Source organism: Myxococcus sp. AM009 (assembly GCF_013372605.1).
Classification (GTDB): Bacteria; Myxococcota; Myxococcia; order Myxococcales; family Myxococcaceae; genus Myxococcus; species Myxococcus vastator.
The window spans coordinates 1-17,834 of the sequence record NZ_JABXEP010000024.1 but is presented as its reverse complement, the minus strand read 5'-3'; the positions used below and the strand labels follow the sequence as shown (position 1 = coordinate 17,834).

The 17,834-nt window shown below is 71.2% G+C and carries 17 protein-coding genes; 9 read left to right on the top strand and 8 right to left on the bottom strand.

Features of this window, described 5'->3' with window-relative positions:
* Position 1: 1 nt before the first annotated feature.
* Positions 2-916: a serine/threonine-protein kinase gene (locus HV824_RS08645; RefSeq protein WP_163782549.1), complete on the bottom strand. Its 915-nt coding sequence runs from the start codon at positions 914-916 to the stop codon at positions 2-4.
* Positions 917-951: 35 nt separating this feature from the next.
* Positions 952-2,385, bottom strand: a complete 1,434-nt coding sequence (glgA, locus tag HV824_RS08640; RefSeq protein ID WP_176419126.1) for a glycogen synthase GlgA — start codon at positions 2,383-2,385, stop codon at positions 952-954.
* Between glgA and pdxH the strand changes: the two genes are divergently transcribed.
* Positions 2,386-3,048 carry a pyridoxamine 5'-phosphate oxidase gene (gene pdxH / locus HV824_RS08635; protein ID WP_176419125.1) on the top strand — a complete coding sequence of 221 codons (663 nt, stop codon included), beginning with the start codon at positions 2,386-2,388 and terminating at the stop codon, positions 3,046-3,048.
* 8 nt (positions 3,049-3,056) lie between these two features.
* Here the strand turns inward: pdxH and HV824_RS08630 are convergent, their stop codons facing one another.
* On the bottom strand, positions 3,057-3,746 hold the full coding sequence (locus HV824_RS08630) for an SDR family oxidoreductase (protein ID WP_176419124.1): 690 nt from the start codon (positions 3,744-3,746) through the stop codon (positions 3,057-3,059).
* Between the two features lie 79 nt (positions 3,747-3,825).
* On the opposite strand from HV824_RS08630, the gene hemG reads away from it, so the two are divergent.
* The 4 genes from hemG (at position 3,826) to HV824_RS08615 (ending at position 7,327) form a co-directional block, all read left to right on the top strand.
* Positions 3,826-5,235: a protoporphyrinogen oxidase gene (hemG, locus tag HV824_RS08625; protein WP_176419123.1), complete on the top strand. Its 1,410-nt coding sequence runs from the start codon at positions 3,826-3,828 to the stop codon at positions 5,233-5,235.
* A gap of 115 nt (positions 5,236-5,350) precedes the next feature.
* A complete protein-coding gene (locus HV824_RS37275; protein WP_255207871.1) occupies positions 5,351-5,473 on the top strand; it encodes a hypothetical protein in 123 nt (40 codons plus the stop codon).
* Positions 5,474-5,504: 31 nt separating this feature from the next.
* Positions 5,505-6,566 (top strand): sensor histidine kinase, encoded by a 1,062-nt coding sequence (locus tag HV824_RS08620; RefSeq protein ID WP_176421300.1) that lies wholly within the window; start codon positions 5,505-5,507, stop codon positions 6,564-6,566.
* Positions 6,563-7,327 carry a LytTR family DNA-binding domain-containing protein gene (locus HV824_RS08615; RefSeq protein WP_176423066.1) on the top strand — a complete coding sequence of 255 codons (765 nt, stop codon included), beginning with the start codon at positions 6,563-6,565 and terminating at the stop codon, positions 7,325-7,327. Before HV824_RS08620 ends, HV824_RS08615 begins: the two co-directional genes overlap by 4 nt.
* A gap of 58 nt (positions 7,328-7,385) precedes the next feature.
* Here HV824_RS08615 and HV824_RS08610 read toward each other — a convergent pair whose 3' ends face one another.
* The 3 genes from HV824_RS08610 to HV824_RS08600 all read right to left on the bottom strand — a co-directional run bounded on the left by HV824_RS08610 (position 7,386) and on the right by HV824_RS08600 (position 11,352).
* Entirely contained in the window at positions 7,386-8,141 is a 756-nt protein-coding gene (locus HV824_RS08610) for a hypothetical protein (protein WP_255207870.1), read from the bottom strand.
* Positions 8,142-8,344: 203 nt separating this feature from the next.
* Positions 8,345-9,766, bottom strand: a complete 1,422-nt coding sequence (locus HV824_RS08605) for a hypothetical protein (RefSeq protein ID WP_217917227.1) — start codon at positions 9,764-9,766, stop codon at positions 8,345-8,347.
* Between the two features lie 95 nt (positions 9,767-9,861).
* Entirely contained in the window at positions 9,862-11,352 is a 1,491-nt protein-coding gene (locus tag HV824_RS08600; protein ID WP_176421297.1) for a glutamate--cysteine ligase, read from the bottom strand.
* 163 nt (positions 11,353-11,515) lie between these two features.
* Here HV824_RS08600 and rlmN point away from each other — a divergent pair, with 163 nt between their 5' ends.
* A complete protein-coding gene (gene rlmN, locus HV824_RS08595; RefSeq protein ID WP_176421296.1) occupies positions 11,516-12,595 on the top strand; it encodes a 23S rRNA (adenine(2503)-C(2))-methyltransferase RlmN in 1,080 nt (359 codons plus the stop codon).
* A 213-nt stretch (positions 12,596-12,808) separates the two neighbouring features.
* Complete coding sequence (locus HV824_RS08590; RefSeq protein WP_163785205.1) at positions 12,809-13,192, top strand: hypothetical protein; 384 nt, start codon at positions 12,809-12,811, stop codon at positions 13,190-13,192.
* Here HV824_RS08590 and HV824_RS08585 read toward each other — a convergent pair.
* Together HV824_RS08585 and HV824_RS08580 are read right to left on the bottom strand one after the other, a co-directional pair.
* A complete protein-coding gene (locus HV824_RS08585; protein ID WP_176423044.1) occupies positions 13,182-14,777 on the bottom strand; it encodes an adenylate/guanylate cyclase domain-containing protein in 1,596 nt (531 codons plus the stop codon). The genes HV824_RS08590 and HV824_RS08585 overlap by 11 nt on opposite strands.
* Positions 14,778-14,811: 34 nt before the next feature.
* Positions 14,812-15,666, bottom strand: coding sequence for a metallophosphoesterase (locus tag HV824_RS08580; protein ID WP_176423043.1), 855 nt, complete (start codon positions 15,664-15,666; stop codon positions 14,812-14,814).
* Between the two features lie 169 nt (positions 15,667-15,835).
* Here HV824_RS08580 and gluQRS point away from each other — a divergent pair, with 169 nt between their 5' ends.
* Both gluQRS and HV824_RS08570 read left to right on the top strand, forming a co-directional pair.
* Complete coding sequence (gene gluQRS, locus HV824_RS08575; protein ID WP_176423042.1) at positions 15,836-16,783, top strand: tRNA glutamyl-Q(34) synthetase GluQRS; 948 nt, start codon at positions 15,836-15,838, stop codon at positions 16,781-16,783.
* A 139-nt stretch (positions 16,784-16,922) separates the two neighbouring features.
* Positions 16,923-17,834 (top strand): hypothetical protein (locus HV824_RS08570; protein ID WP_176421292.1); only part of this gene is annotated, 912 nt, incomplete at its 3' end.

Genomic DNA, 17,834 nt, shown 5'->3' with positions numbered 1-17,834 from the left:
CTCAGCCACCCAGCAGCGGCTGGAGCGCCTCCACCGTCAGCGGCCAGCCCGCGCGCCGGGACAGGGACTCCAGCGCCTTGATGAACTCCGCCGCCGTCTGGAAGCGCCGCGCCCGGTCCGCGAACAGCGCCTTGCGCGCCACCTGCACCGCGTAGTCCGGCAGCTCCGGGGAGGACGTCAAGAGCGGCACGCGGGCGTCGCGCACCTTGTGCATCAGCTCCGCCTCGTGCTCCCCGGCGAAGAGGCGGCGGCCGGACCACAGCTCCCAGAGGAGGATGCCCACCGCATACAGGTCCGTGCGCGCGTCCACCGGCAGCCCCAGCACCTGCTCCGGACTCATATAAGGCAGCGTGCCGCGCAGCGCGCCGGAGTCGCCGCGCATCATCCCCTCCACCTCCGCCACGCCGAAGTCGGTGAGCTTCACGTCGCCGTTGATGCCCAGCAGCAGGTTGGCCGGATTCACGTCGCGGTGGACGATGGTGGCGCCGTTCTCCCCCACCTTCGCCCGGTGGATGTAGTCCAGCGCCTTGAGCAGGGACCAGGCGATGTAGCAGGCGGACTCGGGCGGCATGGCCGCGCCGGCCTTCACCAGCAGCTCCTGCATGTAGCCCAGCGTCCGGCCACTCACGAGCTCCTGCACCATCAGGTAGTCCGGCCCCGCCTTGAACAGGCGGTAGGTGCGGACGATGTTCGGATGGCGCAGGCGCACCGTCAGCTTCGCCTCGTCGACGAAGGCCTTGACGTAAGCGGTGTCGCTGCGAAACGACGGATGCAGCCGCTTGATGACAATCTCGTCCGGTTCACCCGGTGAGCGCTGCGTGGTGACCCGGGCTCGCGCCTGGTACACCTCCGCCATGCCGCCCACCGCCAACCGGCCGACTACCTCGTAACCACCCAGGTCCGGAGCATCCGCCACGGCACAACACTACTGCGAATTTCCGTCCGCACCCACTATTCCGCCACCAGGTCGTGGAAGAGCGCCTCATAGCGGCGGCCGGACGCCCCCCAGGAGAAGTCCTTCTCCATGCCCCGGCGCCGGAACTCGCCCAGGCGCGACGGGTCCGCGTAGAGGGCCAGGGCGCGGCGGATGGCCGCCAGCAGGGCGGACTTGTGGAAGGCCTCGAAGAGGATGCCATTTCCGTCCAGGCCCCCCTCCACCGTGTCCACCAGCCCGCCGGTGGCCCGGACGATGGGCACCGTGCCGTAGCGCAGCGAATACATCTGGTTCAGGCCGCACGGCTCATAGCGGCTGGGCATGAGGAAGAAGTCCGCCCCCGCCTCCACCAGGTGGGAGAGCGCCGGGTCGAAGCCGAGGTGCACGCCCACCTGCTTCGGGTAACGGGCCTGCAACGCGAGCAGCCCCTCCTCCAGGGGGCCTTCGCCGCTGCCCACGCCGACGACGCGAAGGTCCGCGTGGAGCGCGGCTGGAAGGGCCTCCAGCAGCAGGTCCATGCCCTTCTGCCACGCCAGCCGGCTGACGAAGCCGAACACCGGCGCGGGGCTGTCCTCCAGCCCGAAGCGGGCCAGCAGCTCGCGCTTGCACACGGCCTTGCCGGCCAGGTCCTTCAGGCCGTAGCGGGCCGGGATGAAGGCGTCGTCCTCCGGGTTCCACTCGTGCGTGTCCACGCCGTTGAGGATGCCGTGGAGCCGGTGCGCGCGGTGCCGCAGCAGGCCGTCCAGCCCGTAGCCCTGCTCCGGCGTCTGGATTTCCCGCGCGTAGGTGGGGGACACGGTGGTGAGCGCGTCGGAGAAGACGAGCCCCGCCTTCAGGAAGTTCACCGCGTCGTGGAACTCCAGCCCGTCATGGGCGGTGAACAAGTCCCAGGGCAGCGCCAGCTCCCCCATCACGTCCTTGGGGAACTGCCCCTGGTAGGCCAGGTTGTGGATGGTGAAGACGCTCTTCGCGTGCGCCAGCGGCCCCGTCTGGAAGCCGCGCCGCAGCGCCACCGGCACCAGCCCCGTCTGCCAGTCGTTGGCGTGGATGATGTCCGGGATGAAGCGCAGCCGCTGCGCCGCCTGGAGCGCGCCCACGCTGAGATAGGCGAAGCGCCGGTGGTTGTCGGCGAAGGCGCCCCCCGCGTCCCCGTAGAGGCCGTGGCGGTTGCCGAAGAGGAACTCGTTCTCCAGGAAGAGCACCTCCAGCCGCTCCGACACGCGTGCGGAGAGGATGGGGCCCGACAGCTCGCCGAAGGGGAAGCGCAGCAGCAGGGACTGGCCCGTGGGCTCCAGCCGCCCCGCGCCTCGCAGGTCGCGGTAGCGCGGGGTGATGACCTTGACGTCGTGGCCCAGCGAGGCAAGCGCGGCGGGGAGGGCCCCGGCCACGTCCCCCAGGCCCCCCGTCTTGGAGAACGGGGCCACCTCCGAGGAGATGAAGAGGACATTCATGTGCGCACATTGACGTGTGTGCCGGATGAGTCAACCGCGAAGGTGCACACCTGCCCCGCCCCCCATATGTTGCGACGCGTGATGATTCCTCCAGACCCCATCCAGCGCTTCGCGGAGCTCTTCGAGCGGGCGAAGCAGGCCATCGCGGTGGACCCCAACGCCATGGTGGTCGCCACCGTGGGCGCTGACGGGCGCCCCAGCGCGCGCGTCGTCCTGCTCAAGGACTTCGATGCGCGCGGCTTCGTGTTCTACACGAACCACGAGAGCCGCAAGGGCCGCGAGGCCCGCGCGCATCCCCATGCCGCGCTCTGCTTCTACTGGCAGCCCTTGAATGAACAGGTGCGCGTGGAGGGCCGCGTGGAGCGCGTCACGGACGCGGAAGCGGACGCCTACTTCCAGAGCCGCGCCCGCGGCAGTCAGGTGGGCGCCTGGGCCAGCCTGCAGAGCCAGCCGCTGGCGACGCGCGAGCAGTTGGAGGCCCGCGTGGCGGAGGTGGAGCGGAAGTACGCCGGCCAGCCCGTGCCGCGCCCGTCGCACTGGTCCGGCTTCCGCGTGGTGCCGGACCGCATCGAGTTCTGGCACGCCCAGGAGAGCCGCCTCCATGACAGGCACGTCTACCTGCGCGAGGACGGCGGCTGGCGCACGCAGCTGCTCTACCCCTGAGGGCACGGCTACCAGGGCACTTCGGTCCCCTGGTAGTCGAAGAACCGGCCGCTGTGCTCCGGACTCAGCCCGTCGATGACCCGCAGCATGCCGCGCACCGAATCCGGCGTCGGCAGCGTGGCGTCCGGGCCGCCCATGTCCGTCTGCACCCAACCGGGGTGGAGCAGCACGGTGACGAAGCCCTCCGGGCGCAGGTCCGTGGACATGGAGCGCACGGCCATGTTCAGCGCGGCCTTCGACATGCGGTACGCATAGGCGCCGCCGTCGGTGTTCGCCGCCAGCGAGCCCATCCGCGAGGTGACGTGCGCCACCCGCCGCAAGGCGCCTTGCCGCAAGCCGGGCAGCATCGCGTTGGTGACACGCAGCGGGCCCAGGGCGTTGACGGTGAACGTGCGCGCCAGGTCCGCGTAGTCCACGTCACCCAACGCGCACCACAAGCCGGAGACACCAGCGTTGTTGATGAGCACGTCCACGGGGCTGGTGCACACGTTCGTGGCGAACGCGCGCACGCTGGCGTCGTCTCCCACGTCCAGCGCATGGATGCGCAGGCGGTTGCCTGCCTTGTGCTTCAAGGGCTCCAGCCGCCGTGCTCCCTCTGGCGACCGGACCCCGGCTTCGACGGTGTCGCCCCGCAGCAGGAGCTGCTGGACGAATTCGAAACCAATCCCCCTGCTCGCTCCGGTGATGACGTAGCGCATGCATGGCATTAACGCGCTGAATGCCTCCCGCTGGCAAAACCCGCGCGCTGACAATCGGGGAGTGCACGCTGGTAACCGCATGAACCACATGCAGAGAACACATTTGATGAATGTCGCCGTCGTGGGAGGTGGGATTTCCGGGTTGGCCATCGCGCACGGCTTGCGTTCGCGCGGTACGGCTGCCGTGCTCCTGGAGACATCCGCACGCCTTGGAGGCGCGGTAGGCACGCATGCGCGCGCTGGCTACCTGGTGGAGCAAGGCCCCAACAGCTTCCTGGACCGCGAGCCCGCGACGCGAGCACTCGCGGCGGCGCTGAACCTGGAAGGTCGAATCCGGGCCGCCGACCCTTCGGCGAAGCGGCGCTATGTCTACACGCGGGGCAGACTCCGGTCGGTGCCGGCTTCGCCGCCGGCGTTCCTGGCTTCGGACATTCTTCCGCTGGGCGCGCGGCTGCGGGTCGCCGGCGAGCTGTTCTCCAGCCGCGCGCCAGAGGGCACGGACGAATCACTGGCCGCGTTCGGCCGCCGCCACCTGGGACGCGCGGCGACGCGGGTGCTGCTGGACGCGGTGCAGACGGGCATCTACGCCGGTGACGTGGAGCAGCTCAGCGTCGAGGCGACGTTTCCCCTGCTGGTGAAGCTGGAGCGCGAGCACCGCAGCCTCATCCTGGGCGCCCTCCGCGCACAGAAGGCCCAGCGCAAGGCCCTGCCCACGGGTGACGCGCCGAAGCTGACGGGCGCGCTGAGCACGTTCGACGGGGGCCTCCAGGTGCTCATCGACGCGCTGGCCGCCTCGCTGGGCGGCGCGGCGCACGTGGGCGCGCGGGTGGAGGGCCTGACGCGCGTGGACGGCGGATGGAAGCTCGCCGTCGAGGAGCACGGACGCCGCGCGGAGCTGACCGCGTCCCACGTGGTGCTGGCGGTTCCCGCGTTCGTCGCCGCGCGGCTGCTGCGCCCCCTGGATGACGCGCTGGCGGAGCAGGTGTCCCGAATCGAGTACGCGCCCATCGCGGTGGTGCACCTGGGCTTCGACGCGGGCGCGCTCCCCGCGCCGGATGGCTTCGGCTTCCTCGTCCCCTTCGAGGAGCAGCGGCGGCTGCTGGGCGCCATCCACGCGTCCACCACCTTCCCCTTCCGCGTCGAGGGCGGCCGCGTGCTCTACACCTGCATGGTGGGCGGCGCGCGGCAGCCGGACCTGGTGCAGCGGGATGAAGCGGCGCTCGCGGCGCTGGCGCTCGAGGAGCTGCGGGCCCTGACGGGCGTGACGGCCCGGCCCACCTTCACGGAGGTCTTCCGCTGGCGGCAGGGCATCCCCCAGTACAACGTGGGGCACCTGGCGCGGATGGCGGGCATCGACGCGGCGCTCCAGCGCTGGCCGGGGCTGCACCTGGCGGGCAACGCCTACAAGGGCATTGGCCTCAACGACTGCATCCGCAACGCGGCGCGGCTCGCGGATGCCCTGGCGGACGAGGGCACCGTTCGGAAATAGGGACTGCGACCGCTCGTTGTCAGGGAGCGACCGCTCGGGCCGGAGGCGTCAGCGTAGACCAGGAAGTCGCGTCAGACTGGCAGTGCATGCTTCCCGGAGTCAGGAGCCCCCCGCCATGTTCGCCCTCCCCTCCCCCGTCCTCGTCGTCGCCGCCATCCTGTTCTTCCCCGTCGTGCTCGCCGGCAGCATGCTGCTGGACGCCTTCGAGACGGAGCTGGAGGAGCGCCCGGCGCGGTGACGCGGCCGGCGGTGTAGGCTCCCGCTGGCGCATGCCGGAAACGTCGGAAGGCTCCATCGTCCGCGCCACCCTGCGGGCCCTCGTGGAGCCCCGACGGCTGCTGCCCATCCTCGTCGTCTCCGGCGCGCTGGTGACGGCGCAGGTGCGCTTCAGCCACGCCCCCCTCTGGGCCGCGTTCGGGCTGGGCCTCCTGATGTGCCTGCTCTTCATCGCGGTAGCGCCCGTCTCCTATCGCGTCCTCTTCCCGGAGGGCCTGGACCTCAGCCACGGCGGCATCCGGCTCCTGCTCTACGGCACCGTGGGCAGCGGCGTGGTGCTCACCTCCGGCTTCGTGCTGCCGAAGCTCCTGGGCATGGGCCCCACCTTCCTCACGCAGCCCACCAACCTCGCGGTGTGCGGCGCGCTCTTCCTCGTGGGGGGCTGGGGCCTGGGCCGCGACATCGGCTTCGAGGAGAGCCTCACCCGCGAGCGCGCCCGCGCCGCCCGCTTCGCGCTGGAGGCCGAGCAGGCCCAGCTCCTCGCGCTGCGCAGCCACCTGGACCCGCACTTCCTCTTCAACACGCTCAACGCCATCGCGGAGTGGTGCCGCGAGGACGGCGTCGTCGCGGAGGCCGCCGTGCTGCGGCTGTCCACCATGCTCCGCTCCGTGCTCGCGGGCGTGCGCAGCGCCACCTGGCCCCTGGCCCGGGAGCTGGAGCTCATCCGCACGCTCTTTGACCTGCACCTGCTCCGCGACCCGCACCTCTTCCAGCTCACGCTGAACGTCCCCGCCGGCATGGAGGAAGTGCCCGTCCCGCCGCTCGTGCTGCTGCCCCTGGCGGAGAACGCGGTGAAGCATGGCCCCGCCGCCGGCCACCGCGGCCCCTTGTCCCTGGAGGTCACCGCGCGGGGACACGAGGTGGAGGTCGCCATCGAGAACCCGGGCCCTTCGCGTGGCCCCCGTGAGGGCAGCGCCGGTCTGCCCACCGTGGAGCGCCGCCTCGCCCTGGCCTACGGAGGCGCCGCCCGGCTCGTGCTCGACAGCGGCGAGGCGCGCACCCGTGTCACCGTCACCCTGCCCCGCGCGGGCCCCCAACCTGGAGTCCTCACCTGAGCGCCCCGCTTCGCGTCCTCATCGCCGATGACGAACTGCTCGCCCGAAAGCGCCTGACGCGGCTGCTCGCGGCGCTCCCGGACACGGAGGTCTGCGGCGAGGCCTCGGACGCGGAGGGCGTCCTGTCCGCCGTGCGCGCGGGCGGCGTGGACGTGGTGCTGCTGGACATCCACATGCCCGGCCTCAGCGGCCTGGATGCCCTGGCCCTGCTGCCGGAGGGCGGCCCGCGCGTCATCCTCTGCACCGCCCACGCCGAGCACGCCGTGCAGGCCTTCGAACATGGCGCGGTGGACTACGTGCTCAAGCCCGTGGAGCCCGCGCGCCTGCAGAAGGCCCTGGAGCGGGCACGCGCACGCGGCCCTGCCGCGGTCAGCCCCCCACCGAAGCCACCTGGCCCGCCCGTCCGCGGCCTGGGGCGGCTGCCCATTCCCACGCGGCAGGGCATCGTCCTGGTGGATACCGAGGCCATCTCCCACGCGTCACTGGAGGACGAACTGGTGACGGTGTTCACCACGCAGGGAGACTTCCTCACCGACTTCACCCTCAACGAGCTGGTGGAGAAGCTGCCGTCCGAGCACTTCCACCGCGTGCACCGCCGCGCGCTGCTCAACCTCACGCACGTGGCGCGCCTGGAGCCGCTGGACACGGGCGGCTACCTGGCGCGCACGCTGCGAGGCCACGCGGTGGAGGTGAGCCGTCAGTCCGCGCGCGAGCTGCGGCGCATGCTGGGCCTGCGTCGCGGCGTCGAGGAAGAGGGCTGAACAAAGACAAAGGCCCGCGCTCCGGTGCATCCGCGCGGGCCCGGCTGCGAGTGACGACCTACTTCACGCGCACTTCGACGCTGACGACCCGGCCACCCTCGTTGCGCGAATAGACGACGGTGCCGCGCTCCGTCCACACCGGCCCGAAGCCCGTGCCCAGGCTGTAGGCCGAAGCGACGTCATAGTCCTTGTCGAAGCTGATGACGCGCACCTCGCCGTCCTCGCCCTGCCGCAGGCTCGTCGTGGTGTAGACGATGATGCGCCGGTCCGCGTCCCACTCCAGCGTGCCACCCAGCGCGGGGGTGGGGATGTAGGCCGAGCTGAACTGCGTGGTGCCCACGTTCGTCACCTGCTTCAGGTCCTTGCCGTTCGCCTTCACGCGCCACAGCGAGGGCACGCCCGAGCGCTGCGTGGACTGAAACAGCACGGTGCGCCCATCCGGTGTCCACACCGGCGCGCTGTCATCGAAGCCCTCCGTCACCCGGTCCGACTTGCCCGAGTTCGCGTTGAGCACGTACAGCTCCGAGCGCTGCACCACGTCACCCTCGCGGTAGCCATCCGGCAGCTTCGCGTACACCACGCGGTCGCCATCCGGGGACACCTCGGGCGCGCCGGTGCGCTGCGCCACCAGGTGCGAGGTGCCCTGGTTGTCCATGCGCATGAGCTGAAGCGAGGTCGTCTGGTACACGATGATGCGCCGGTCGGCGGACTCGGACGACGGCTCCACCAACGACTGGGCCGCCACGCCAGCGGACTCAGCGTCCGCGTACGCCTCCGCTCCACCGCACGCGGCGAGCAGCAGCGAAGAAGCCATCCACATCGCAAGGTTCCTACGGGGACTACGGCAGCGGACGTCGGTCGGATGCATACGGTCCTCTGGGTGGAATCCACCTACCAGCGCGGGGTTGACAGGTTTTACAGTCCGCGCTCACCGGTATTCCAGGTCAGAACACCATAACAACCTGGACCGTCATAAATGCTACCCGCCGACTGGACGCGACACCGCCACACACCGCGTCAGGGTGACGCGAAAAGTGAGTGAACCTGGGTCGCGTCCGCGCCAAGGAAGTCTGAGAGGACCCGGGATGGTTGGATGGGGACGGCGATGCCAGCGCGCGCGCACCGCGCGGCCTCGTCCAACGTGAGCGCAGGCGTGGAGCAGTAGGACTCCCGCCAGTGCTCGGCGAGCTGCCGGGCGAAAGTCACGCGCAGGGCCTCCACCTTCGCCTCCAACCAGACCTCCGCGTGGGTGAAGCTCGGGCTCTGGGGCCGCACGTTGCCTTCCGTGAAGGTGACGTCGTGCTCGTGTCCGGACTCGGAGAGCTGGTCCTGCAACATCACGGTGAGGGGGCCGCGCCGGGCGTCCAGCACCGCGGAGGAGGCCACCGCGACGTGGTGCGCCTGCGACAGCCGCAGCGCGTGGTATTCAAAGGACTTCGGGACGTCGCGGTAGCGCGTGACGGGCACGGAGTAGGTGTGCGTGTGCTGGGTGTACTTCGTCACCGTGCGCGTCTTCGTCTTGCCGTCCTCGTCGGTGTACTCCTCCTCCGCCTCGTAGGGCTCCTCGATGACCTCCGTGCGGTCCTCGTGGTCCGTGTAGGGCACGCGGTCCGTCCATGACGCGCTCAGCGACACCGGCTGGCTGTCGCGCTCGGTGACGAAGCGTCCCTCCAGGCTGAACTCCGGCCGCGCCGAGCCTCCCGGCGCGAACCACGGCGAGGACTCGAAGGCCTGGGTGAGCCGGGCCTCCAACTGCGCCTGCTGGGCCTCGTTCAGGCCCTCCACGATGCCCGCCCACGACGGCGAGCCGAACAGCTCGGGCGCCGTCGCGGGGCGCGGCGCGTACTCCCGCCAGTGGCCGCAGTAGCGGAACACCAGCTCGCGCCAGTGCGGGCTGTCCTCCGTGCTGAGGTCGCGCAGCCGCTGGCACGACGTCTTGCCGCTCTGGAGCACCAGCCACTCCATGTCGCGGGAGATGAGGGCCAGCTCGCGGTGCGCCAGCAGCGGCTGCTTGCGTTGCAATGCCTGCTCCGCCGTGAGCGCGTGTCCCTGGCGCGCGGGATTTCCGACGAGCCGCTGGAGATGACGGCGGGTGCCGTCCACCTCCTCGCGCAGGGAGCTCTCCAAGCCCCCATTCAGCTTCGAGTTCCATGCCGTCCGGTGGTCCAGGAAGCGCAGGAGCCACGCCTCCGCTTCTTCGTCATCCCCTTCCAGGCGCGTCTCCCGCGCGTTGCTCAGCAACTGTGCCAGCGCGCGCGCGCGCAGGTGCTCGCGGGCCAGGAGGAGCTCCTGGTCATAAGGGCGCTTCTGGATGAGGTCGTCGTAGATGGCGGCGGCCTCCACGAACATGCCCTTGCGCGCCAGGGAGTCCGCGCGGCCGCGCAAGGTGGTGCAGGCGCACAGCGCCAGGACGGAGACGACGAGGAGGAGCCGGGCCATGGTCACGAAAGAGCAGGTCGAGTGCGTCCGGTGACGGACGTGGCGGCGGGATATTCACGGGGCGCGACCCTTCGCCGCACGCCGCCGGAGACAGGCTACTCGACCGGCCATGAATGGACAGGCGCTCCGGATTCGGAGTGCTGGAGGTAGCGCTCCAGCATCGCCGCCAGGGCGTCCTGCCGGGGCATCTGTGACTCCAGCCGCGCCAGCACCTGCCGCTGCCAGGTCGCGCCCGTCCGTCGCAGCAGGACGCGCTGTTCGATGATGCCCAGCAAGCTGTCCGCCTCCGCCGCGTCCACGCCCGCGCGCACCAGGCCCTCGCGGGCTTCGGGGAGCAGCCGCTTCACCAACTCCGTCGCCGCCACGGGCTGGGGGCTGGGCGCCGTGGCCGAGGGCCACAGCAGCTCCGCGTCCAGGCCCTGCCGCGCGGCGCGGATGAAGTTGCCGTACGCGTGGACGAACGGCAGCGCGGGCAGCAGCGCGTCCACGCGCTCGGCCAGCGCCAACGTGAGGCCCAGCAGGAAGGCGCCGTTGGCCACCATGTCCACCGGCGTGGGCCCGGCGGGCAGCGCGCGGAACTCGATGCGCAGGTGGCCTCCGTCCTTCGGGTCGTAGATGGCGCGGTTCCAGCTCCACACCGTGCTCTGGTGCAGGCGCAGCTCCTCCAGGCTTGGCACCTCGCCCGCCGCCACGCGCTCGCGCGGGGGCTCGCTGCCCGACACCGGCAACAGCGGCGGATGCAGCGCCACCGCTTCGGCGAACAGCTCGTGGGCGCCCTCACGCACCCAGCCATGGCCGAACGACACGCGCGCGTGGGGCTGGAAGCCGCCTTCTCCGGGCTCGCCCCGGTCGTCCACCGCTTGCCGGAACAGGGCCACGCGCGTCTCGTCCCACAGCTTCCGTCCCAGGAAGAGCGGCGAGTTGCCCGCCGCCGCCAGCACCGGCGCGGTGGCGAGCTGCGCCGCGTTGTACATGCGCGCGAAGTCACCCGGCGCCACGCGCAGGTGGTACTGGAGCGACGTGTTCGCGCCCTCCAGCGTCACGTCCTTCCAGGTGAGCGACAGCGCCTCCTCCTCGCCCCGAATCGACACCTGGAACGGCGCGGACCGGCGCTGGCGGATGGCGGTGGACATGGCGCGATAGCGCGGCTCGTTCGTGAGCGCGCCACTGCCCAGGTCCGCCTCGCGCAAGGTGGGGAGGATGCCGATGACGGCCACGCGCGCGCCCTGCGTGGACGCGGCCCGGCGCACCGCGCCCACCGCGCCCTCCACCTCCTGGCGCAGCGCACTGAAGGACCTGCCGGCCAGCGGGCCCGGACGCAGGTTCACCTCCAGGTTGAAGGCATCCAGCTCCAGCGTCACGCGGGGGTCCTCCGCGCGCGCCAGCACCTCCCGGTTCACGGGCAGCGGGAAGCCCAGGCGGTCCACGAGGTACAGCTCCAGCTCCGCGCCCACCGTCGGCGCGCCCGCGCCGAACCCCGGACGCGCCAGGAGCGCCCGCAGCGCCTCCAGGCACTCCACCAGCCGCCGGGAGAAACGCGCGTGGTCCTCCGGACGGAACTCCTCCTGCTGGATGGCCATCCCCATGACGCCTCAAGGTAGGCACGGCCGCCTGCTCCCGCCCGGGAGCCCGCCTGCACGGCCACCAGGCACCTGCCGGACCGCCCCGCGGGGCAGGGTCAATGTCCACGAACGGCACCGGGCACGGGTAGGTACGCCCGCGCCCGGTGTGTTATCTCCGGGCCTGGCCATGCCGTCCGACACGTCCGCCAACCTGTACGATTTGACGCGGCCCGCGCTGGGAGCGCTGCTCTCCGGCTGGGGCTTCGGCCCCTACCACCGCGACCAGCTCTGGACCGCGCTGTACCGCCGGCACGCGACCACCTTCGACGAGTTGGACGGACTCAAGCCGGAGCTGCTGCGCGCGCTGCGCGAGCACACGCGCCTGGGCCAGCTGGCCACCCACCACGAGTCCTTCAGCAGCGACGGCTTCACGCACAAGCTGCTGCTGCGCCTGGACGACGGGCAGACCATTGAAACCGTGCTGATGCGGTTCAAGGGGCGCGCCACGGTGTGCATCAGCACGCAGGCCGGCTGCGCCATGGGCTGCGTCTTCTGCGCCACCGGGCAGATGGGGCTGTCACGTCACCTGACGCCCGGCGAAATCGTGGGGCAGATACTCCACGTCAACCGCATCCTGCGCGCCTCCGGCGAGACGCTGCGCAACGTCGTCCTCATGGGCATGGGCGAGCCGCTGCACAACTACGAGCACACCATGTCCGCGGTGGACGTGCTGGTGGATGCGCTGGGGCTCGCCATGGGCCCACGCTTCATCACGCTCAGCACGGTGGGCGTGGTGCCTGGCATCCGGCGGCTCGCGGACGAAGCGCGCCCCATCCACCTGGCCGTCAGCCTCCATGGCGCCACCGACGCCGAACGCGCGGCGCTGGTCCCCGCGGGGCGCCGCTGGCCCCTGGACGAGCTGATGGACGCGTGCCGCTACTACAGCGAGAAGCGCAAGCGCCGCATCTTCTTCGAGTGGACGCTCATCTCCGGCCGCAACGACACCGCCGAGCACGCGCACACGCTGGGCCAGCTGCTGCGCGGCATGGACGCGCACGTCAACGTCATCCCCCTCAACCCCACGGTGGGTTACGACGGCGGCCCCAGCAGGCCTGAGTCCGTGCGCGCCTTCCAGGACGTGCTCGCCTCCCATGGCGTGCCCAGCACGGTGCGTCAGCGCCGGGGCATCGACATCGACGCGGGCTGTGGCCAGCTCAAGGCCACCGTGGAGCGCCGCTCACGCCGTTCACTTCCCACCAGCGCCTGACGCATTCCTGAAGGCCCCAAGCCTGCTGTCCGCCCAGGCCCCGGGTACGAGCGCGCTGGTGACGCGAAGGCCCATTCGTCAGGGTCCTGAGTTACACCCCGAGGGGTTCGCCGTGTCGGTGGCGGACGCCCATGTCGATTACGGGCGGTGCCCCTTGCACGCGACACGGCCATGGGCACATTCTTTCCATCGGCTTCCCCGGGGAGGTGGGCGATGCTTTCCATCCAGGAGCACGCAACGGTGGATGAGGCGAGCAGCGAGCTGCTCGACTTCGTTCTCAAGCCGTACAACTGGCTGTCACTGCCAAGAACAGGCACGGACCCGGCGGCATGGCCCGGGCAGAACACGCTCTATCAGCGCCGCGTGGGGCCGCTGCGTATCTGCGCGTCCGTGGACGTGGCGGCCACGCTGGACGTTTTCCTGCACATCGCCTTCCGTGCACCGGGCCTCACGCCGGTGAAGGCGGCGGACTACCTGGAAAACTTCCTCAAGCAGCGGCTGCCACTGACGCCCAACTCCGAATGGCAGGTGGAGGTGGACGAGCGCCGGTGGATTCACTTCTCGCGGCGCTACGCGGGCCCTCACCTCAAGGCGTGAGCGGCTCCAGCCGGTAGTGGCGCAGCGGCTGCGCCACGTTCTTCACGGGCGTCTCCGTCAGGGGCCCGAAGCGCAGGCCCTGGAAGAAGGGCTCCTCGGAGCCCACCAGCGCGGCATGCACGCTGTCCATCACCAGCGTCTCCCGGAAGCCCGCCAGTGACTGGAGGCGGGCCGCTTGGTTCATGCCGCTGGAGAACGCCGTGTACTGGCGGTTGGGCCCGAAGAGGCCGCAGTTGGCGTGCGCCAGGTTGACGCCCACCGCCACCCCCAGACCGGGCAGCTTCACGCGCTCACACAGCGCCGCGACCTCCTCGCGCGCGCCCAGTGACGCGGTGAAGGCCTGGATGTCACACGCGGCCCGCACCGCCGACTGCGCGCGCTCGCGCGGCGTCCCCTTGAAGAAGGGCGGCCCGAAGAGGCCGATGACGCAGTCACCGACCATCTTGTCGAACACGCCGCCGTGCTCCCAGATGCAGCCCACGGCGCGCTCGCTCCACTCGTCCACGAAGCGGCCGATGTCGCGCGGGCTGTCGAAGCCCCGCTCGCAGATGCGGGTGAAGCCGTTGATGTCCGCGAAGAGGATGCCCACCTCCTGGTCCTGCGCCCGCAGGTGCTGGGCATAGGCGGGCTCCTGCAACAACGCGTCGATGATGGCGTTGGGGAAGAACTGCGACAGGTGGATGCGCTCGCGGTTGTAGTCCTGGAGCCGCTGACTCAGCGTGGACGCCAGCACCCGGATGAGGTCCATGGCGTAGGAGGAGAAGCCGTTGTCGTTCCACACGACAATCTTCCCCAGCGGCCCAGACGTGGCGGCGCCGGAGATGAGCACGGCCTCCGTGGTTCGGCCGGAGAAGAGCCGCCGCAGCGTGGACTCCTCGCTCAGGAGCAGCCGGGGGCCATGTTGACGGATGGCCGCCTCCAACCCCGCGTGGGGCTGCTCGCCGCTTTCGAACTCCAGGTGCCCGTTGCGGTAGGTGCGGTAGTGCAGCACGTGCGGCTGCACCGCGTCTCGGAACAGCAGCAGGAAGCCCGGCAGGCGCACGCGCTGCGCCAGCGTCAGCACGGCCAGGTCCATGCCCGCCTCGAAGACGGGGTTGGCCAGATGGCTGTTGCACTGGAGGATGAGCTGGTGCTTCTCCGATGCGGTGTGCACCAGGCACAACACCGTGTCGAGCTGCTCCGCCACGATGTCCAGCGCGCGCTGCAGTCGCGCGGAGTCCTCCGGCGCGGTGACGTCGTTCGCGAAGAGCAGCCCGAACACGCCCACGCGCGTTCCCGCCACGTCCAGGGGCTGGCTGACCAGGGTGTCCTCGCCCAACCGGCGCACGCCCACGGCGCCTTCCAGCAGCGCGCCGGGGTGACGGGCACTCCAGTCCCCATCCTCCCACGTCTGCTCCACCAGCTCTTCGTCGCGCGTGGTGATGGCCACGGCCTTGGCGCCGGTGAGCGAGCGCACCAACGGAAAGCAGCGCTTGAAGGTCTGCGTCAGCGTCTCGCGCTCGCGCAGGCTCTCCTCCAAGGCGTCATCCACCGCGCGCTGGAGGGTGCGCAGCGCCTTGTACTCCCCCAGGGTGATGTCGGTCATGGGCTGCCCTTCTATCGCCGCCCGGGCGGTGCTGTCACAGGGCGGGGGTTTGTTGCTGGCCGCCGGCCACCTTCCCGTCCGCCACGTCGATGAGCCAGTACCCCTCGTGACCGGATTCGGTGGAGGAGCCCGCGCCAAAGACATGGGGCCGGTCGGCGGTGGCGGGATGGTGGTAGCGCCGGTGGATGTGGCCGTGCAACACCGCGTAGCGCGGGCCCGGCAGCAGCTTCAGCAAGGCGTCCGCGTCCCGGAGGCCATGGTGCCAGCGGTCTGGTCGCCCATGGGGATTGAGCGGCGCGTGGTGCACCACCACCAGGATGGCGCGGCCCTCCAGCCGGGCGTCCTTCAGCAGCGCGGACAGCCCTTCGAGCTGGGCCTTGCCGATGACGCCGTAGGACAGGCCCGGCGTGCGCGGCACTCGGGCGGACAGCAGGCCCACCACCGCGGCCTCGGCGCCCAGCAGTCGGACGAAGGGAAAGGCGCCCTCGCGGCGGTACTCCGGCAGGTCGCTCTCCAGCAGGTGGCCGAAGTACTTCGCGAAGCGCCCGGTGCGGTGGCTCCCGGGCGTGAAGACGTCGTGGTTGCCGGGGATGACGGTGCAGCGGCGGGGGTCCTCCGCCAGCGCGCCCAGGGACTGGCGGGCGCCGCTGAACTCACCCTCCAGCGCATACGCCGTCAGGTCGCCGGAGAGGATGAAGTGGTCCACCTGGAAGGTCTGCGCGTCCCGGGCAATGGCGGCCAGCGCCTGTGGCGCGCGCGCGTACCGCCGGGCGCGGCCTCCCACGGTGAGCTCCGCCAGGGCCACCCAGCGTCGCCAGCCCAGCCGGTGCAGCGGCAGCGCGAAGTAGTCCTCGGTGATGTGGACGTCGGAGCAGTGGGCGATGCGCATCGAGGGGTTTTCCGCCAATCACGACGAACGTAGCACCCGCCCCCGGAGGCGTCGACGAAGCAGGCCGCGGGCACTGCGGCGGCCCCCCGCGTCGGTTATGGTCCCCCGCGACGATGATTCGCTCCGCGTGCCCGCACGCCCTCTTTTCCCATGGCCTTCGGGGGCGCCCATGAGCCAGGTCCGAGGCCGCTTCGCGCCCAGCCCCACCGGGCGCATGCACCTGGGAAACATCCGCAGCGCGCTGCTCGGCTGGCTCCAGGCAAGGGCGGCCCACGGCCGCTTCCTGCTGCGCATCGAGGACCTGGACCGCGCGCGCTGCAAGCCGCGGTACGTCGATGATTTGCTGCGAGACATGGAATGGCTGGGGCTGGACTGGGACGAGCAACCCCTCTTCCAGAGCCAGCGGGACGGCCTCTACCGCGACGCGCAAGCCAGGCTGGAGCGTGAAGGGCGCGTGTATCCCTGCTTCTGCACCCGCGCGGAGATCGCGCGGGCCGCCAGCGCGCCTCACGGGCTCTCCGACGAAGGCCCCCGCTATCCGGGCACCTGCGCGCACCTCACCCGCGAACAGCTTTCCGCGCGCGCCCGCACCCGCGCGCCCGCGTACCGCTTCCGCGCGAGCCCCGGCGAGGTCCGCTTCGTGGACGGGTTGCAGGGCCCGTACTCGCAAGACGTGGACGCGGTGGTGGGCGACTTCGTCGTGCGGCGCAACGACGGCGTGGCCAGCTACCAGCTCGCGGTGGTGGTGGACGACGCGGCCACGGACATCACCCACGTGCTGCGCGGGGACGACCTGCTCTCCTCCACGCCTCGTCAGCTCCAGCTCTACGCGGCGCTGGGCCTGCGCGCGCCCGACTTCCTCCACGTCCCGCTGGTGCTGGGCGAAGACGGCAAGCGGCTCGCCAAGCGCGAGGGGGCCTTCGCGCTCGCGGAGCTGCGTGAGCGTGGCGTGGCGCCCGAGCGGGTGCTGGGCCTGCTCGCCGCTTGGAGCGGATGGGGAGCGGGTGGCCCCATGACGCTCGCCGAGCTGGTGCACAGCTTCCGTCCCGACAGGCTGCCGCGCGCCCCCGTCATCGCGGGCGAAGCCGCGCTCCGGGAAGCACTCGGCCTGGGGTGAGCCCGGGCCCCGCCCTCCTCCACGAGGTGTCATCCGAAGATGGCGGAATCGTGCGTCCGCTGCCCCATGCCCATGTTTGCCGCGGACATGAGCGCCTTCTTTGCTCGGGGCGCTCTCAAGCATCAGGAGGGGCAGCACCATGGCAGCCATCGTCGAGAACCAAGCGCCCGGCGACATCTCCGCCGTCGCGGGCAACCCCTACAAGTTGAGCTGGGGCGCCATCTTCGGCGGCGCCTTCGTCGCCCTGGCCCTGTGGCTTCTGCTGAACTCGCTCGGCCTGGCGCTCGGGCTGTCGTCGGTGGACCCCAATGACCCGAGCAGCGCCCGGGCGGCGGGCATTGGCACCGGCATCTGGAGCGCCATCGCGCCGCTCATCGCCCTCTTCTGCGGCGGCTTCGTCGCCGCGCGCTCGGCGGGCCGGCTGGACAAGGGCGGCGGCGCGCTGCACGGCGCGGTGATGTGGGGCCTGACGACGCTGGTGGGCACCGCCTTGCTGGGCATGCTGCTGTCGTCCATCATCGGCACCGCGCTGCGCGCGGGTGGCGCGGTGGTGGGGGCCACCGGCTCGGCGGTGGCGGGCGCGGCCTCGGGAGGCGGACAGGCGGCGCAGACCTTCGGGCTGGACGCCAATGACGCGCTGGCGCCCATCAACCGGCGCCTCCAGGCGGAGGGCAAGCCGGCCATCACCGCCAACCAGCTCCAGGCCGCTACGTCCGATGTCCTGAGCACCGCCCTGCGCACGGGCAACCTCGACCAGGAGGTGCTCGTCACCTCCATCGCGGAGAACACGCGCCTGTCGCGCCAGGACGCGCAGGAAATCGCGGGCCGGGTGGGCGACCAGTTCACCGCGTTCCGGGGCCAGGTCGGCCAGGTGGGCGAGCAGGTGCAGCAGGGCGCGCTGCAGGCGGCGGAGCCCACCAGCCGCGTCTTCTGGGGCATCTTCGCGTCGCTGCTGCTGGGCCTCATCTCCGCGGTGCTCGGCGCCACGGTGGGCGTGAGCCACCGCCAGCGCATCGCCGCCGAGGGCGCCGTCATCACCCCGCCGCCCACC

What these genes read in the sequence shown, in the direction of transcription:
- hemG (WP_176419123.1), top strand. Translation starts at nt 3,826, where the DNA reads ATGAACCACATGCAGAGAACACATTTGATGAATGTCGCCGTCGTGGGA.
- HV824_RS08620 (WP_176421300.1), top strand. Translation starts at nt 5,505, where the DNA reads ATGCCGGAAACGTCGGAAGGCTCCATCGTCCGCGCCACCCTGCGGGCC.
- HV824_RS08590 (WP_163785205.1), top strand. Translation starts at nt 12,809, where the DNA reads ATGCTTTCCATCCAGGAGCACGCAACGGTGGATGAGGCGAGCAGCGAG.
- rlmN (WP_176421296.1), top strand. Translation starts at nt 11,516, where the DNA reads ATGCCGTCCGACACGTCCGCCAACCTGTACGATTTGACGCGGCCCGCG.
- HV824_RS08600 (WP_176421297.1), bottom strand. Translation starts at nt 11,352, where the DNA reads ATGGGGATGGCCATCCAGCAGGAGGAGTTCCGTCCGGAGGACCACGCG.
- glgA (WP_176419126.1), bottom strand. Translation starts at nt 2,385, where the DNA reads ATGAATGTCCTCTTCATCTCCTCGGAGGTGGCCCCGTTCTCCAAGACG.
- HV824_RS37275 (WP_255207871.1), top strand. Translation starts at nt 5,351, where the DNA reads ATGTTCGCCCTCCCCTCCCCCGTCCTCGTCGTCGCCGCCATCCTGTTC.
- HV824_RS08580 (WP_176423043.1), bottom strand. Translation starts at nt 15,666, where the DNA reads ATGCGCATCGCCCACTGCTCCGACGTCCACATCACCGAGGACTACTTC.
- HV824_RS08630 (WP_176419124.1), bottom strand. Translation starts at nt 3,746, where the DNA reads ATGCGCTACGTCATCACCGGAGCGAGCAGGGGGATTGGTTTCGAATTC.
- HV824_RS08585 (WP_176423044.1), bottom strand. Translation starts at nt 14,777, where the DNA reads ATGACCGACATCACCCTGGGGGAGTACAAGGCGCTGCGCACCCTCCAG.
- HV824_RS08610 (WP_255207870.1), bottom strand. Translation starts at nt 8,141, where the DNA reads ATGGCTTCTTCGCTGCTGCTCGCCGCGTGCGGTGGAGCGGAGGCGTAC.
- gluQRS (WP_176423042.1), top strand. Translation starts at nt 15,836, where the DNA reads ATGAGCCAGGTCCGAGGCCGCTTCGCGCCCAGCCCCACCGGGCGCATG.
- HV824_RS08605 (WP_217917227.1), bottom strand. Translation starts at nt 9,766, where the DNA reads ATGGCCCGGCTCCTCCTCGTCGTCTCCGTCCTGGCGCTGTGCGCCTGC.